Raw genomic sequence first — 13395 nt, 5'->3', positions numbered from 1 at the left:
GCTCGCGCATGTGATCGAGCACGGCACGCAGATCATCGCGCTCGCCGATGCCGGCGTCATGCTCGCCTTGCGTTTCGCCGACACCCCGAAAATTCGAGCGATAGGTCACGTAATTCAACTGCACGAGGGTGCGCGCGAGCGTCTGCGCGACCTTGTTGTCCATCGTGCCGCCGAATAGCGGATGCGGATGCGCGACCAGCGCGATGCCGCGCGGCGCGGCACCGTTCTCGCGCATGTCGTCGGGCAGGTCCAGCGCGATTTCGATCTGGCCGACCGGGCCGTCGATCAGATACTTCCTGGTATGTACGTTCATGACGAGGCTTATTGTTCGATTTTCAGACGCTCGACGATTTTGCCGTTCACAAGATGCGAATCGACAATTTCATCGATGTCGCTTTCGTCGACGTACGTGTACCAGACACCTTCGGGATAGACGACCAGCGTAGGTCCCAGTTCACAGCGATCGAGGCACCCGGCCTTGTTGATGCGCACCTGGCCGGGACCGGCGAGGCCCAGTTTCTTCACGCGCTTTTTCGCGTGCTCCTGCATCTCCTGCGCATTGCAGTTCGCGCAACTCGGACGTTCCGCGCCAGGGTCGCGCTGGTTGAGGCAGAAGAAGACGTGGTACTTGTAGAAGGAGTCCATGATGTCCGGAGGCGAGACTGTAAGAGTAGGAAATGGCGCTGGGAGCGTCGCGTAGACCGCCTTCGGGCGGACGCACCGTGATGCCAAGGTGGTCGCTGAGGCAAGCGACCACGTCAAACCCGCGCACGTGTTGTGCGGACGATTATAGCGAGCGGGGCTGGCGCTCGCTCCAGCATCACACGCGCTTCACGCGGCGCTTGAGCCACGCCTGTTCGACGAGATAGGCGAACCACACCAGCGCCGCATACGGCCAGATCCACGCAATCCAGTGCGCGAGCCCGTTGAAATGCAGATACCGGCCCTGGCGCCAGTCGGCCAGCACCGCATCGAAATACGGATTGACCGGCAGCAGATTGACGAACACCAGCGCGACCGTGAGCGCGCAAGCCGCCAGCGCCGCACGCGCTCTGCGCCGCAGCCGCAGCGCCAGCAGTGTCGCGAGCGTGCCGCACACGAGCCCTGCCAGCGCGCCCGGCGTCGCCCAATCGAACGCGAGACCGGACTGCGATTGCAGGAACGTTGCGCCCACCTTGACGCACAAGGTCGTAACGATGAACACGATCAGCAGACGCACGAGCGGCGCATGGCGGCGCACCGGCAGCGAAGCCAGCGCGAGTGCGGCGAACAGGTTGAGCGTGGTAATGAGGGTTTCCCAGGCGTCGTCCGGCAGCCAGGCGGCAACCAGCGCCGGCCACGCGCCGACGTGCCAGGCTGGCGGCGTCCATGCGAGCAACGCGTCTTGCGTCGTCGAATCGAAACGCAGCCACAGCTCGCGTGGCCAGTTGCCGAGACCGAAAAGGCGCGGCGCCGGATACATCGTCGCGAACGGCCACAAGGCGACGAGACACGCGAGCGCTGCCGCGTCGCGCTCGAACCACAGCAGCCGCAAGCGCCGCAGCAAACCGCGGTCGAGCAGCGCGCCGGTGGCCGGCGACACGATCGCCGCGCCGAGCAGCGCGCCGAGCGCGTTGGCGGCCAGGTCGAGGTTGGAGGCAATGCGCGTCGGCAGATAGGTTTGCACCGCCTCCATCAGGCCCGACAGCAACCCGCCGAGCACGAAGGCGAACGCGACCGCCAGCGTGCCGCGCCAGCGCGGATACACGGCGAGCACCACCAGCGCGCCGAACGGCATATAGCCGAGCACGTTGGTGACGACGTCGAACGCCGTCAGGTACTGCGGCATGGGATCGGACAGATAGGCGAACGGACCGAGGCCGAGCGAACGCCAGCCGGTAAAGGGGTACCACGAACCGTAGACAATCAGCGCCGCATACAGCACCAGCGCGCGCCGGGCGAGCGCCGAAGGCCGACGCTGCCACGGTTTGACAACGCTCATGCAGCGCTCCGTTGCGTGCGCTGCAGGCCGGTCATTGCGCGGCGACCAGCGCCTGCACGCCGAGCCACGCGCTGATCTGCGACACGAGGTCATCGCTGGCGGTAGCAAGCGCCTGCGCCCCGCCGGCGGCGTCCGCCGAACTGGACGGCGCGCGCGCGATAAACGTGCGCTGGCTGAGCACCTTGCCGTTTTGCGTCAGCGTGGCACGCGCGGTGATTGCCGCGTGGCTTTCCGACTGGCTATCGAAGACCTGTTCGAACTCGCTCAGATCGACTTTCAGCACCGGGGCGCGCACGCCGTCGGCGCCCGTCAGCACGGTACCGCGCGAGCTCAGCGCGCTGCGCAGCCGCTGCGTCAACAACTGCGACGGCGCCATGGTCCAGTGGCTGTTTGCGTATGACGCCGTCTGCTGTGCATCCGCGTAGCTCAAGCGGTAAATCAGCTTGTCGGACTCGAGCGTGTCGGGCGCGCTGACGTCGAGCACCTTCACCGCCGGCTGCGTGCCGGCCGAGGCGGCCGGATTCGGCGGCCCGAAGTCATAGCGGATGTCCGAGAGTACCGCGGGGTTGCCTGCGCATCCGGCAGCGAGCACGCCGAACGCGAGCAGCATCGCAAGCGCGGCACTCGAGAACGACAATCGGTGAGTCAAGCGTGACATGTCAATCTTCCTTTCTTCAAACCTTCAAATCATTTCATTTAGTGACGGGCGTAGCCGCGGGCGCAACAGCGCGCGCGGCGGGCCACGCGAAGCCCGCTTCGCCTGGGCCGGGCGCCGCGCCCGGCGCACCGAAGAACACGCTGCGCGGATTGTTGCTGAACGTATCAGCGGCGCGGTCCACCGAACGGGCCGCCGAGCGCACGTCCTCAGCAAGCGAATTGACGCGCGGCAAAGTCTCGTACCCCACGCGCGCCGACAACTCCTGGATCGAGCTGTCCATCGACGCCAGCGCATCACCCGCTTGCTGCGCCGCCGTCCCGACCTTGTTCAGGTTCATCTCGAACGGTCCGTCCGGGCGGTTCAGACTGGTGATCAACTGATTGGTCGACGCCAGCGTGCGATCCAGCTGATTGATCGTGGCGGGCAGCTTGCCGGCAACCGGCGCCATCTGCTGGGTCAGGTTGGCCACGCCGTCGGCGGCTTTCTGGATGCTCGCCGCCGTGTCATGCAACTGGCCGACCATCTCCGGCGACAACAAAGTGTCGACGTCGCCGGCGACTTTTTCGAGTTTGCGCAGCAAGATGTCGCCGCGCTGCTGCAACTGATCGAGCAAGCCCGGCCGCATCGGCAATTGCGCGACCTGTTTCGCCGACGACGCGAGCGGCGTTGGATCGCGCCCACTGTCATCCAGCTGGATGAAGGCGATACCCGTCACGCCCTGGAACCCGAGGCTGCCGAACGTGGAGTGCGTAATCGGCGCGTGTGTGTCGACGAGAATGCGGATCAGAATCTGCCCGGGATGATCCCGATCGAATTTGATCGACTGGACCTTGCCGACGTCGAGCCCGCGATAACGCACCGCCGCGTCGGTGTACAAACCAGTCACGTTGGTGCGCGCAATCAGATCGTATGGCACCCGCACGGAACGGTCGACATTGAACAAAAAGGCCGCCACCGCGATGGCAACCAGCAAGGCCACCGTGAAGATCCCCGCCCAGAAGGCATGTGATTTGTTTTCCATTGTCAGGTTCCCTGGTTCACAGCGGCAATTCGGACGATGCCGATTCGAGCGCCGCGCGCGGCAACTTCGCGCGGCGTTCCGGCGGCAGCGCCTGCAGCGCGCGACGCCCGCGCAGGCCGAGGAAATATTCGCGGATGAAAGGGTGATCGACGCCCGCCGCCTCTTCGACCGGCGCCGCGACCAGCACCTTGCGATCCGCCAGTACGGCAACGCGGGTGGACAGCGCGATCATCGTGTCGAGATCGTGCGTGACCATCACCACCGTCAAGCCGAGCGCGCGATGCAACGCGGAAATCAGTTCGACGAATTCGTCGGACGCCTGCGGATCGAGCCCGGCGGTCGGTTCGTCGAGAAACAGCAGCTCGGGTTCGAGCGCAATGGCGCGCGCGATGCCCACGCGCTTGATCATGCCGCCCGAGAGCGCCGACGGCATCTTCGACGCGTGCTTGCACGGCAGGCCGACCATCTCGAGCTTGAGCATCACGATGTCACGCAGCAGGTCCTCGGGCACCTTGCCGAGTTCGCGCAACGGCTGCGCGATGTTGTCGAACACCGAGAGCGACGAGAACAGCGCGCCGCGCTGAAACAGCATCCCCGAACGGCTGCGCATGAGCAGCGCCGTTTCAGGCGAAATGGTGGCAATGTCCTCGCCGAACAGCTTGATGGTTCCCGACGACGGCCGCTCCAACCCGAGAATCTGCCGCACCAGCGTGGTCTTGCCCGAACCCGATCCGCCGACGATCGAGACGATCTCGCCGCGCCGCACGTCGAAATTCAGATGCTGATGCACGATGTTGCGGCCGTAGCGTTTGGTGATGTCGATCACCTCGATCACCGGCTCGGCGATCTCGGGCACCGGTTGGCCACGTACGGCCTGGGTGAGTGGCGCGATCATCCGAGCCCCACGTTCTGGAAGAGGATCGCGAACACCGCGTCCGCGAGAATCACGATGGTGATCGACGTCACCACCGACGTCGTCGTGCCCTCGCCGAGGCTTTGCGAATTGGCCTTGATACGGAAACCGAAGTGACAGCCGACGATCGCGATCAGCATGCCGAACGCGACGCCCTTGCCGAGGCCGATCCAGAGATTGGCGACCGGCACGACGCCTGGCAACGCTCGCGCGAAGTAGCTCATGTCGATACCGAGCACGATCTTCGCGGCGAGCGCGCCGCCCGTCAGCGCGATGATATTGGTCCACATGACGAGCAGCGGCATGGCCACGCCGAGCGCGACCACGCGCGGCAGAATCAGCCGCAGCCCATGCGGGATGCCCATCACGCGCATGGCGTCGAGTTCTTCGGTGACACGCATCACGCCGATTTGCGCGGTAATCGCCGAGCCGGAGCGGCCCGCCACCAGAATCGCCGACAGCACCGGCCCCAGTTCGCGAATTACCGACAACCCGAGAATATTGACGATGTACTGGTTCGCGCCAAAGAGCCGAAGCTGCTGCGCCGACAGATAACTCAGCACAATGCCGATCAGGAACGCGACCAGTGCGGTGATCGGCAGCGCCTTGGTGCCGGCGTTATAGATGTTCGCGGAGATTTCCGTCCATGGCGTGAGCTTCGGTTTGCGCAGGATCGCGAAGAGATCGATCACGACCTGCCCGAGCATGCCGAATCCGCCGTACAGGTGCTCGAAAAACGAGAAGATCGCGAGACCCAGCCGGGTGAACGGATCGAGCTTGATCACCGGTTCGGCCTTTTCACGCACCGTGTCGAGCAGCGCGATGCGCTCGAAAATGTCGCGTTGCGTATCGGTGAGCGTGGTGTCCGGCGGCATTTTGTGGCCCCACACGCGCCACAGTGCCTGACCGCCGACGTGGTCCATCCGGTCGATACGCGACAGGTCCCACTGGCGGATGCCTTCGGCGCCGATCAACGAGCGCAACAGCGGAATCACGTGGCCGGTGGCCTTGTCGCGGGCGAGCGCGAGCGCCGTCCACTGGCCCGAAAGCCGGACGATCTTGCCTTGGCTGCCTGCCGCGACTTCAAGGCCGGGCGGAGTGTCGTAGTTCAAGGATCGCGAAAACCTGGTGATCGGATTGGGGCCATTGTAACGAAGGCGGGGCGGATGAACCGTGCTCGTGGGCTCGCAGCCTTCGCTGTAGCTACACGCTGTGGCTACAATATGAGACATGAACGCTTCCAAAACCCCACCCCAAGCCGCAGCGGCTTCCGACTGGCGTATCGACCGTGAACGCGCCGTCGCGCTGTTCGGTCCGCACGCGCACGACTGGCCGATCGAAATCGTCGAGGAAACCGGCTCGACCAACGCCGACCTGATGACGCGCGTCAAGGCATTGCCGCGCAAAGCCGACGCGCTGCCAAGGCCGATCGTGCGGGTCGCGTATCTGCAAACCGCCGGCCGTGGCCGTCGGGGCCGCCCATGGTACGCGGAGCCGGGCAATGCGCTGCTGTTTTCGGTGGCGTGCGTGCTGCCGCGTCCGCTCGAAGGGCTGGCGGGCTTGAGTCTCGCGGTGGGCGTGGCGCTGGTCGACGGATTGCGCTCGTTGCCGGTCGCGGGCCCGGGACAGATCGCGCTGAAGTGGCCCAACGACGTCCTGCTCGAGGGCGACAAGCTGGCCGGCATCCTGATCGAAACGGCATGGAGCACGGAGGACGCGAGCGCAGTGGTGATCGGCATCGGCACCAATGTAAAGGGCGCGGATGAACTTGCCGCCAAGGTCGGCGCGCTGAACGCGAACGTGCCGGCGCAAGCGCGTGGCACGGTGCCCACCGCGCTGCAACGCGCGCTGCCGAATGCGAACCTCACCGATACGCTGGCGGCGGAACTGAACGCGCTCGAACCTGCGTTGCAGCGCTTCGGCGCGGAAGGCTTCGCGCCATTCCAGGCACGCTGGAACGCCGTGCATGCCTATGCAGGCCGCGAAGTCGTGCTGCTGGAACAAGGCCAGGAACTGGCGCGCGGCGTGGCAACGGGTGTCGACGAGCTCGGACAATTGCTGCTCAACACGGCGGCGGGCCGTCTGAGCGTCGCGACCGGTGACGTCTCGCTGCGTCTGGCCGACGGTGCTGCATGACGCGCGGCGCGCCTTATCTGTTGATCGACGCGGGCAATAGCCGCATCAAGTGGGCGCTGGTAGAGCCGGACGGTACGCCAATCGTGGCCGGGGCGCTCACACATGGCGGCGCTGACCAGCCCGACTGGTCGGATGTGCCGGCGCCGGGCAGCGCGTGGATCTCGAACGTCGCGGGCGAAAGTGTCGCTGCGCGGATTGCCGCATTCCTCGACGCTCACTGGCCGGATCTGCCGCGCACAACGATCCGCGCCAGCGCGCAGGAGTGCGGCGTGACGAATCGCTACACAACGCCGCATGCCCTCGGGAGCGACCGCTGGGCCGGCCTGATCGGCGCGCACGCGGCGTTTCCCGGCGAGAACCTGCTCCTTGCGACCTTCGGCACCGCCACCACGCTCGAAGCGTTGCGTGCGGACGGCTGCTTTGTCGGCGGCCTGATCGCGCCGGGCTGGACCTTGATGATGCGCTCGCTGGGCGAGCACACGGCGCAACTGCCGACGCTCGACGCCACTGCGGCGCGCGGCTTGCTCGACGCGAACGCCACGTCGGAGCGAGAACGCCGCGGCCCATTCTTCGCGACCGATACGCCGCGTTCGTTATCCGCCGGGTGCACGTTGGCGCAAGCCGGTCTGATCGAGCGCATGTGGCGTGACTTGCAGGACGAATGGCAGGTGCCGGTGCGTCTCGTGGTGAGCGGCGGCGCGGTGGACGAAGTGACAAGTGCGCTCAAAGTGCCGCATACTCGCCACGATTCGCTGGTGCTGTCGGGGCTTGCACTGATTGCTGCCGCACGCGCGATGGAACGCGACGCCTGAGCCGCGGCCATACGGATAACGACCGCTGAACTTATGGACGGGGAATACTAACGATGCTGCGCTGGCTGATCGCCATATTGTTTCTTGCCAACATGCTGGCATTCGTCGCGATGCGCGGCGTATTCGGCCCGACGCCCACAGCCGGCGGCCGCGAGCCGAACCACCTGAACCGCCAGTTCCATGCGGAGTGGTTGAAGGTGCAACCGGTCACCGCATCCGAAGCCGCCGACCACGCGGTCGTAGGCGCTCCGGCGCCAGCGGCGCCGATCGCGGCATCGGCGCTGCCGCAGTAAAGCAGCGGCGGGCGCTGTCTCGACTAGCTGAGGTACGCCCTGAGGGCGGCTGGTTCCATACTGTGCCTAAGCTCGGTTCGGTTTCCCAAAGCTCAACAGCAGCGTCCTGGAAAAAGCGCGACGCGCACTTAGGCGCCGCACCTCGCCTTGGCGAAGCGAAGGAAGCGCCGCGCACCCAACCCATCACCCTTGCGCCCGAACCTTCTTCAGTAACGCGGTGGTCGAGCGTTCATGCTCGAAGGGAATCGCCAAAGCCTTGCCGCCCCAGCCTCGCACAATGGCCGATTCGGGCAACACATCCATGTCGTAGTCGCCACCTTTGACGAGCACGTCCGGCCGAAGCGCCGAAATCAGCTCCACCGGTGTCTTTTCGCCAAAACAAACCACGTAATCGACGCTCTCCAGCGCCGCCAGCAAAGCCATCCGATCGGCCTCGCTGTTGATCGGCCGGTCGTCCCCTTTGCCCAGCATGCGCACGGACGCATCGCTATTCACGCCGACAATCAGGCAAGCGCCGAGCGCTTTCGCGTCGGCAAGATAAGTCACATGCCCGCGATGCAGGATGTCGAACACGCCGTTGGTAAATACAACCGGCGCAGGCATCGAAGCACGCAGCTGCACCAACGCCTCGCGCGTAAAAATCTTGCGTTCAAAAATGGCGGCCATAACGGGAGTCGCGAAGAAAATGGAAGTGCCGCCACGATACACGCGAACGGCATGAAGCAAAACGGCCCGGCAAGCTCACGCCTGCCGGGCCGTTCCGGAAACCTTAAAACCGCGAACCTTAACCGATCAAGCCGGCTGTTCCGCCGACTTCTGATCGGCCTGCAAGCGCGCGACGACTTCCTTGCGATAACGGTTCAATTCCTGAGCCGTATTGAACGTGCGCTCGAACAGAATTGACAGGTTGTGCAGAATCCGCTCAACCACCTTCTTTTCCCAGCCGTCGTCGAAACGGATCTGCTCGTCGAGCCAGCGTTCGAGCCATTCCGGATCCGGCAGACGCGATTGAATCGTGTCGCGCGGGAACAGCGCCTGATTCACGTGCAGGTTGGTAGGATGCAGCGGCTTTTCGGTGCGGCGCGCCGACGCCATCAGCACACCGATCTTGGCGAACGCAGCACGCGCGATATCGCCGGTTTGCACCATCGCTTTCTTCATGTAGCGCAGATAGGCGCCACCATGACGCGCTTCGTCGCGCGAAATGGTTTCGTAGATGGCCTTGATGACCGGCTCGGTGTGCCATTCGGCCGCACGGCGATACCAGTGATTCAGGCGGATTTCACCGCAGAAGTGCAGCATCAGCGTTTCGAGCGGGGGCGCCGGATCGAATTCGAAGCGCACCGCGTGCAGTTCTTCTTCGGTTGGGCACATTTCCGGCTTGAAACGGCGCAGATATTCCATCAGCACCAGCGAATGCTTCTGTTCCTCGAAGAACCACACGCTCATGAACGCGGAGAAATCGCTGTCGTGATGGTTGTCCCGCAGGAACATTTCCGTGGCGGGCAACGCCGACCATTCGGTGATTGCATTCATCTTGATCGTCGCGGCCTGCTCGTCGGTCAATAGCGATGCATCGAACTTGTCCCAGGGAATGTCTTTCTCCATGTCCCATCGAACGGATTCGAGCGATTTATAAAGTTCCGGATAAAGCATGGTGTTCATAGTCCCACCCCTGTTCTGCGCATACTGTGTGTGTCTGTCACTACTACGTGTAGTACTTTTGCTGATGACAAACTAAACGCACCGTTTTGTGCGCCGTTTATCGGCCAAGCCTTCAATTTTACGCGGTAATCCGCCGCCCAGATGCACCGTGCGGCAAAGAAGTTCAGCCGTTTGCGCGGCGCTGATAACCAGAAGTTACGCCCTAGGCGGTCAACCGTGGGTGAGGGATACCCTATGCCTGAGGTCGAGCCAGTTTGCGATGAACCCGCACCGTCCAGCCCTGCGCCGGGTAGCCGGCGGCGAAATGCAGCAAGGGCGGCTGGATTGGTTGTTTTCAGTGCACGCCCAAAAGCCAAAAATGAAGCTTACACAATGATAGCACGCTGACTTTACGGTTCCCGTGCCGTAGCAGTCGCAATTCCCGCGCCCGCTTGACGTCTCTCAATCAAGCGCCCGATTCGCGGAGTGTGGCCGACGATCGGGGTCAAACCATGACAGGCGGCGAATTCGGCTCGTTTGCGCCGCCGGTCCAATGGGTTCTGCGCCGCCCGCGGCGGGTGGCGCGGCTCGGCTCATTCCTCCAGCTAGGTGGACTTTTTCGCCGCTCGCGGGCCTGCGCTCGCACTGCCTGTGCGCTTTGCGGACGTTGAAGTCGAGGTCGCGGCCCGTTTCGCCGCCGGCTGCCTGGTGGCCGCCCCTGCGCCTCCCGCAGCCTGATCCGGGCCGCCGGTCGCCTTGCCCGCCGAGGCCGAAGCGCCCGCCGCGCCTTCCGGCTCGTTCGTGTTCGAACCGACTGATGCCGCGGCTGCCGCCGTGGGCTGTGCCGCCGCAAACTGGGCGATCTGATTGAACTGCGATTGCAAAAGATTCCACCAGGCGGAGGCGTCGAACGGCGGCGTCGCGGCGGCGGATTCGCCTTCGTCGGTGGCCGGCTCGGGCGCGGCCGACGCGCTCGCGCCGGTCGAAGCCGAAGCCGAAGCGGCTTCCGGATGCGGCCAACCCGTCGGCGCGGGGCTCGGCGCGGCAGTCGCCGAAGCCGGCTGCGACATCGACGACTGCGCGAACGCGCCGAACGCACGCAGCGTCGCGAGGGTGGCGCGCTGCACTTCGAGCGCCTGAATGGCGGACTGCAGCATGTTCAGATTCAGCTTGAGCCACTGCTCGACCGCACGCATGTCAGTGATGCGCTTGTCGAGTTCTTCGACATTGGTCAGCGGCGCCATCATGTCGGACATCATCGACAGCGACGGCCCTAGGCTGCTGCCAGCCTGCGCGCCCGAAAACGCCGAGCTGAACGGCGAGAGTCGCATCATGCCCCACATCTGTTCGAGCATTTCAGCGGGCGGAAAACCGGGAAAGCCGGCAAAGGGCGGCGTGGTGCCAGGTGTATCGGTCATGCTTGTCGCCTCGCTGCATAAGGGGGAGGAAATCGCGCCATCCCGGGCGCATCTGATTCGATCATACCGCGCGGGGCGCCGCGAGCCGTGCTTAGTTTCGGCTGCTGTTTGCCCCACTGTTTGCCCCACTCGCGTGGCAACTCAAGTGCCGGCCGGCGGGGCTTTTGCGCAATCCGTGCCGGGCTCCGGGTTTCAGGAACGCCCATCGCCCGGTGTGTGCCGCGGTTGTCCGCTCCACGGGTCCGCGCCGCCAAAATCCGGCGCGCGCCGTTCGCGCAGCGAGTTCACGCCTTCGCGCACATCGGGCCCGGCGAAACCCATGAATTCCAGCGCCAGCGACGTATCGAATGCCGGCCCCGCCGAGCGCAACCAGTTGTTCAACGCGTACTTGGTCCAACGAATCGCCGTTTGCGAGCCGTTGGCCAGTTTTTGCGCGACTTCGAATGCTTTGGGCCGCAGATCGTTTTCGTCGACGGCCAGCGACACGAGGCCGATCCGCTCGGCCTCTTCACCGCTTACCGGCTCGCACAGAAGCAGGTAATACTTCGCTTTCGCCATGCCGCACAGCAGTGGCCAGACGATGGCCGCGTGGTCGCCGGCGGCAACGCCCAAACGCGTGTGACCGTCGATAATGCGCGCCGACTTTGTGGCGATCGAGATGTCGGCGAGCAGTCCGGCTACAAGGCCCGCGCCGACGGCCGGCCCGTGCATCGCCGAAACGATTGGCTTGCTGCAATTGATCACGTTGTAGACCAGATCGCGCGCTTCGCGCCACACGCGGGCGCGGACGTCGAAATCAGTCGCCATGTCCTCGACCAGTTGCAGATCGCCGCCGGCCGAAAAACCTTTACCCTCGCCGCGAATGATCGCCACCCGTGTTTCGGGATCCCGATCGATGTCACGCCAGATTTCGGCGAGTTCGAAGTGCATCCGCGCGTTGGCGGTCGCAAGCCCGCTTTTGTTCGCGCCCTCGCCGCTCATCACGACTTCGAGCACGCCGTGCGGATGGCGGTGCAGCTGCAGGGACTGGTAGTGCGCGTAAAACGCGTCGTTACTGTGTGGTGCCTGAGACATGGTGTGCAATCCGTCTGTCGGTATGTCTGTTGAAACCGTCGCCCTGATGACACGTTTGGCGGATTCCGCGCTACGTCAGCGCGGAACCAGCGCATTTTCAGGGCAAGCTCAGCGCGGTTGATAAACCCACTTCGCATTCTTGATTTCGACCATCACGCGCGCCCGTTGGTCGAGCCCGAGGTGATCCGTGGCGCTCATGTTGACTACGCCGTTAGTGTCCGCGAGACCCTTTGTCGCTTCCAGCGCATCGCGCAAGGCGCGGCGAAATTCCGGCGTGCCGGGCGCGCCGGCCTTGAGCGCGATCGGTATCGCGTTGCCGAGCAGCATGCCGGCGTCCCAGGTGTACGAACCGAACGCCGAGACGCTGCCCGGTCCGCGCAATGCTTCGAAGCGCGCGATGTAGTCGAGCGCGAGGCGTTTGGCCGGATGGTCCGCCGGCAACTGCGCGGCGACCAGCACCGGACTCGCGGGCAGGAACGTGCCGTTGCAATCGGCGCCGCATACGCGCAGGAAATCGTTATTGCCGACGCCGTGATTGTGATAGATCAGCCCTTTGTAGCCGCGTTCCCTGAGCGTCTTCGGCGGTAACGCGGCAGGCGTGCCTGCCGCGCCGACCACCACCGCATCAGGATGGGTCGCGAGAATCTTCAGGACCTGGCCGGTCACACTCGGATCGGTGCGATTGAAGCGCTCGCTCGCCACCATGCTGATGTGATGCAACTGCGCGAATTTGGCGACCTCGGTGTAGAAGGTCTCGCCGAGCGCATCCGCCTGGCCGATGAACGCGATTGTTTTGACGCCGTGCGCGCTGGCGTGCTCGGCGATCGCTGACGCCATCATCGCGTCGGTCTGCGGCGTCTTGAAGACCCAGTGGCGTTTCGCATCCACCGGTTCGATGATTTTCGCCGACGAGGCCAGCGAGATCATCGGTGTTTCGCCGTCGGCCACCACATCGATCATCGAAAGCGAATTCGGTGTGATCGACGAGCCGATGATCGCGTCGACGTGATTTTCGGAGATCAGCTTCTTGGTGTCCTGCACGGCCTGGGTGGTGTCGGACGCGTCGTCGAGCACGATGTATTCGACGGTCTGGCCGCCGATCTGTTTAGGCAGCAGCGTGGCGGTATCGCGGGCGGGAATGCCGAGCGACGCGGCCGGTCCGGTCAGCGACAGCACCAGGCCGATCTTCACCTGCGCGAGCGCGATGGCGGGCAGCGTGGCGAACATTGCCGCGGCGAGGCGGGCGAGCCCGCGCCGCGAGGGTGTTGCTGCGCGCAGGTTCGATGTGCGGGCGCGCTGGGTGCTTCTTTCAAAAGAGTCAAATCGCGGCATGCTGTCTCCTCACGTCGGTTTTTCGTTTTGATGGACTGCCGATGTGCTGCTTGTGTCTTGCTTGTCTGCTGCTTGTGTCCTGCTTGCGCGCCGCTTCACACTCGTTGCGCGCT

15 protein-coding genes are annotated in these 13395 nt (G+C 64.4%); 3 read left to right on the top strand and 12 right to left on the bottom strand.

The annotated features are described in order from the left end of the window. The 7 genes from QOC89_RS16985 to QOC89_RS16955 all read right to left on the bottom strand — a co-directional run. The coding region (locus tag QOC89_RS16985) for an alpha/beta hydrolase (RefSeq protein ID WP_416340409.1) at positions 1-313 on the bottom strand (313 nt) is incomplete at its 3' end. Between the two features lie 8 nt (positions 314-321). Beyond that, positions 322-645: a (2Fe-2S) ferredoxin domain-containing protein gene (locus QOC89_RS16980; protein ID WP_323046077.1), complete on the bottom strand. Its 324-nt coding sequence runs from the start codon at positions 643-645 to the stop codon at positions 322-324. A 175-nt stretch (positions 646-820) separates the two neighbouring features. Then, positions 821-1981, bottom strand: a complete 1161-nt coding sequence (locus QOC89_RS16975; RefSeq protein ID WP_323046076.1) for a VanZ family protein — start codon at positions 1979-1981, stop codon at positions 821-823. 31 nt (positions 1982-2012) lie between these two features. Further along, the gene (locus QOC89_RS16970) at positions 2013-2639 is read right to left on the bottom strand and encodes an ABC-type transport auxiliary lipoprotein family protein (protein WP_323046075.1); all 627 of its coding nucleotides are present in this window, start codon (positions 2637-2639) and stop codon (positions 2013-2015) included. 34 nt (positions 2640-2673) lie between these two features. Beyond that, the gene (locus tag QOC89_RS16965) at positions 2674-3660 is read right to left on the bottom strand and encodes an MlaD family protein (protein WP_323046074.1); all 987 of its coding nucleotides are present in this window, start codon (positions 3658-3660) and stop codon (positions 2674-2676) included. A 16-nt stretch (positions 3661-3676) separates the two neighbouring features. Next, positions 3677-4555, bottom strand: coding sequence for an ABC transporter ATP-binding protein (locus tag QOC89_RS16960; RefSeq protein WP_179735751.1), 879 nt, complete (start codon positions 4553-4555; stop codon positions 3677-3679). Next, positions 4552-5685 carry an ABC transporter permease gene (locus tag QOC89_RS16955; protein ID WP_323046073.1) on the bottom strand — a complete coding sequence of 378 codons (1134 nt, stop codon included), beginning with the start codon at positions 5683-5685 and terminating at the stop codon, positions 4552-4554. The genes QOC89_RS16960 and QOC89_RS16955 overlap by 4 nt, the downstream gene beginning before the upstream one ends. 118 nt (positions 5686-5803) lie before the next feature. On the opposite strand from QOC89_RS16955, the gene QOC89_RS16950 reads away from it, so the two are divergent. The 3 genes from QOC89_RS16950 to QOC89_RS16940 are packed head-to-tail and all read left to right on the top strand — an operon-like array spanning position 5804 to position 7814. Further along, positions 5804-6709 carry a biotin--[acetyl-CoA-carboxylase] ligase gene (locus QOC89_RS16950; protein WP_323046072.1) on the top strand — a complete coding sequence of 302 codons (906 nt, stop codon included), beginning with the start codon at positions 5804-5806 and terminating at the stop codon, positions 6707-6709. After that, positions 6706-7521 carry a type III pantothenate kinase gene (locus tag QOC89_RS16945; protein WP_323046071.1) on the top strand — a complete coding sequence of 272 codons (816 nt, stop codon included), beginning with the start codon at positions 6706-6708 and terminating at the stop codon, positions 7519-7521. Before QOC89_RS16950 ends, QOC89_RS16945 begins: the two co-directional genes overlap by 4 nt. A 53-nt stretch (positions 7522-7574) precedes the next feature. Beyond that, on the top strand, positions 7575-7814 hold the full coding sequence (locus QOC89_RS16940; protein ID WP_323046070.1) for a hypothetical protein: 240 nt from the start codon (positions 7575-7577) through the stop codon (positions 7812-7814). A gap of 183 nt (positions 7815-7997) precedes the next feature. Here QOC89_RS16940 and rfaE2 read toward each other — a convergent pair whose 3' ends face one another. The 5 genes from rfaE2 to QOC89_RS16915 all read right to left on the bottom strand — a co-directional run bounded on the left by rfaE2 (position 7998) and on the right by QOC89_RS16915 (position 13282). Continuing rightward, entirely contained in the window at positions 7998-8480 is a 483-nt protein-coding gene (rfaE2, locus tag QOC89_RS16935; protein WP_323046069.1) for a D-glycero-beta-D-manno-heptose 1-phosphate adenylyltransferase, read from the bottom strand. Between the two features lie 126 nt (positions 8481-8606). Further along, a complete protein-coding gene (locus QOC89_RS16930) occupies positions 8607-9479 on the bottom strand; it encodes a ferritin (protein ID WP_028198988.1) in 873 nt (290 codons plus the stop codon). Positions 9480-10063: 584 nt separating this feature from the next. After that, the gene (locus QOC89_RS16925) at positions 10064-10876 is read right to left on the bottom strand and encodes a PhaM family polyhydroxyalkanoate granule multifunctional regulatory protein (RefSeq protein ID WP_323046068.1); all 813 of its coding nucleotides are present in this window, start codon (positions 10874-10876) and stop codon (positions 10064-10066) included. A gap of 192 nt (positions 10877-11068) precedes the next feature. After that, positions 11069-11950 (bottom strand): enoyl-CoA hydratase/isomerase family protein, encoded by an 882-nt coding sequence (locus QOC89_RS16920; RefSeq protein WP_323046067.1) that lies wholly within the window; start codon positions 11948-11950, stop codon positions 11069-11071. 108 nt (positions 11951-12058) lie between these two features. Continuing rightward, the gene (locus QOC89_RS16915) at positions 12059-13282 is read right to left on the bottom strand and encodes an ABC transporter substrate-binding protein (protein ID WP_323046066.1); all 1224 of its coding nucleotides are present in this window, start codon (positions 13280-13282) and stop codon (positions 12059-12061) included. Positions 13283-13395 lie beyond the last annotated feature (113 nt).

It is taken from the genome of Paraburkholderia sp. (genome assembly GCF_034668105.1).
Taxonomy (GTDB): domain Bacteria; phylum Pseudomonadota; class Gammaproteobacteria; order Burkholderiales; family Burkholderiaceae; genus Paraburkholderia.
Note: the sequence above shows the minus strand (reverse complement) of the source record. Positions and strands in the feature narration are given on the sequence as shown.

What these genes read in the sequence shown, in the direction of transcription:
- QOC89_RS16980 (WP_323046077.1), bottom strand. Translation starts at nt 645, where the DNA reads ATGGACTCCTTCTACAAGTACCACGTCTTCTTCTGCCTCAACCAGCGC.
- QOC89_RS16975 (WP_323046076.1), bottom strand. Translation starts at nt 1,981, where the DNA reads ATGAGCGTTGTCAAACCGTGGCAGCGTCGGCCTTCGGCGCTCGCCCGG.
- QOC89_RS16970 (WP_323046075.1), bottom strand. Translation starts at nt 2,639, where the DNA reads ATGTCACGCTTGACTCACCGATTGTCGTTCTCGAGTGCCGCGCTTGCG.
- QOC89_RS16965 (WP_323046074.1), bottom strand. Translation starts at nt 3,660, where the DNA reads ATGGAAAACAAATCACATGCCTTCTGGGCGGGGATCTTCACGGTGGCC.
- QOC89_RS16960 (WP_179735751.1), bottom strand. Translation starts at nt 4,555, where the DNA reads ATGATCGCGCCACTCACCCAGGCCGTACGTGGCCAACCGGTGCCCGAG.
- QOC89_RS16950 (WP_323046072.1), top strand. Translation starts at nt 5,804, where the DNA reads ATGAACGCTTCCAAAACCCCACCCCAAGCCGCAGCGGCTTCCGACTGG.
- QOC89_RS16945 (WP_323046071.1), top strand. Translation starts at nt 6,706, where the DNA reads ATGACGCGCGGCGCGCCTTATCTGTTGATCGACGCGGGCAATAGCCGC.
- QOC89_RS16940 (WP_323046070.1), top strand. Translation starts at nt 7,575, where the DNA reads ATGCTGCGCTGGCTGATCGCCATATTGTTTCTTGCCAACATGCTGGCA.
- rfaE2 (WP_323046069.1), bottom strand. Translation starts at nt 8,480, where the DNA reads ATGGCCGCCATTTTTGAACGCAAGATTTTTACGCGCGAGGCGTTGGTG.
- QOC89_RS16930 (WP_028198988.1), bottom strand. Translation starts at nt 9,479, where the DNA reads ATGAACACCATGCTTTATCCGGAACTTTATAAATCGCTCGAATCCGTT.
- QOC89_RS16925 (WP_323046068.1), bottom strand. Translation starts at nt 10,876, where the DNA reads ATGACCGATACACCTGGCACCACGCCGCCCTTTGCCGGCTTTCCCGGT.
- QOC89_RS16920 (WP_323046067.1), bottom strand. Translation starts at nt 11,950, where the DNA reads ATGTCTCAGGCACCACACAGTAACGACGCGTTTTACGCGCACTACCAG.
- QOC89_RS16915 (WP_323046066.1), bottom strand. Translation starts at nt 13,282, where the DNA reads ATGCCGCGATTTGACTCTTTTGAAAGAAGCACCCAGCGCGCCCGCACA.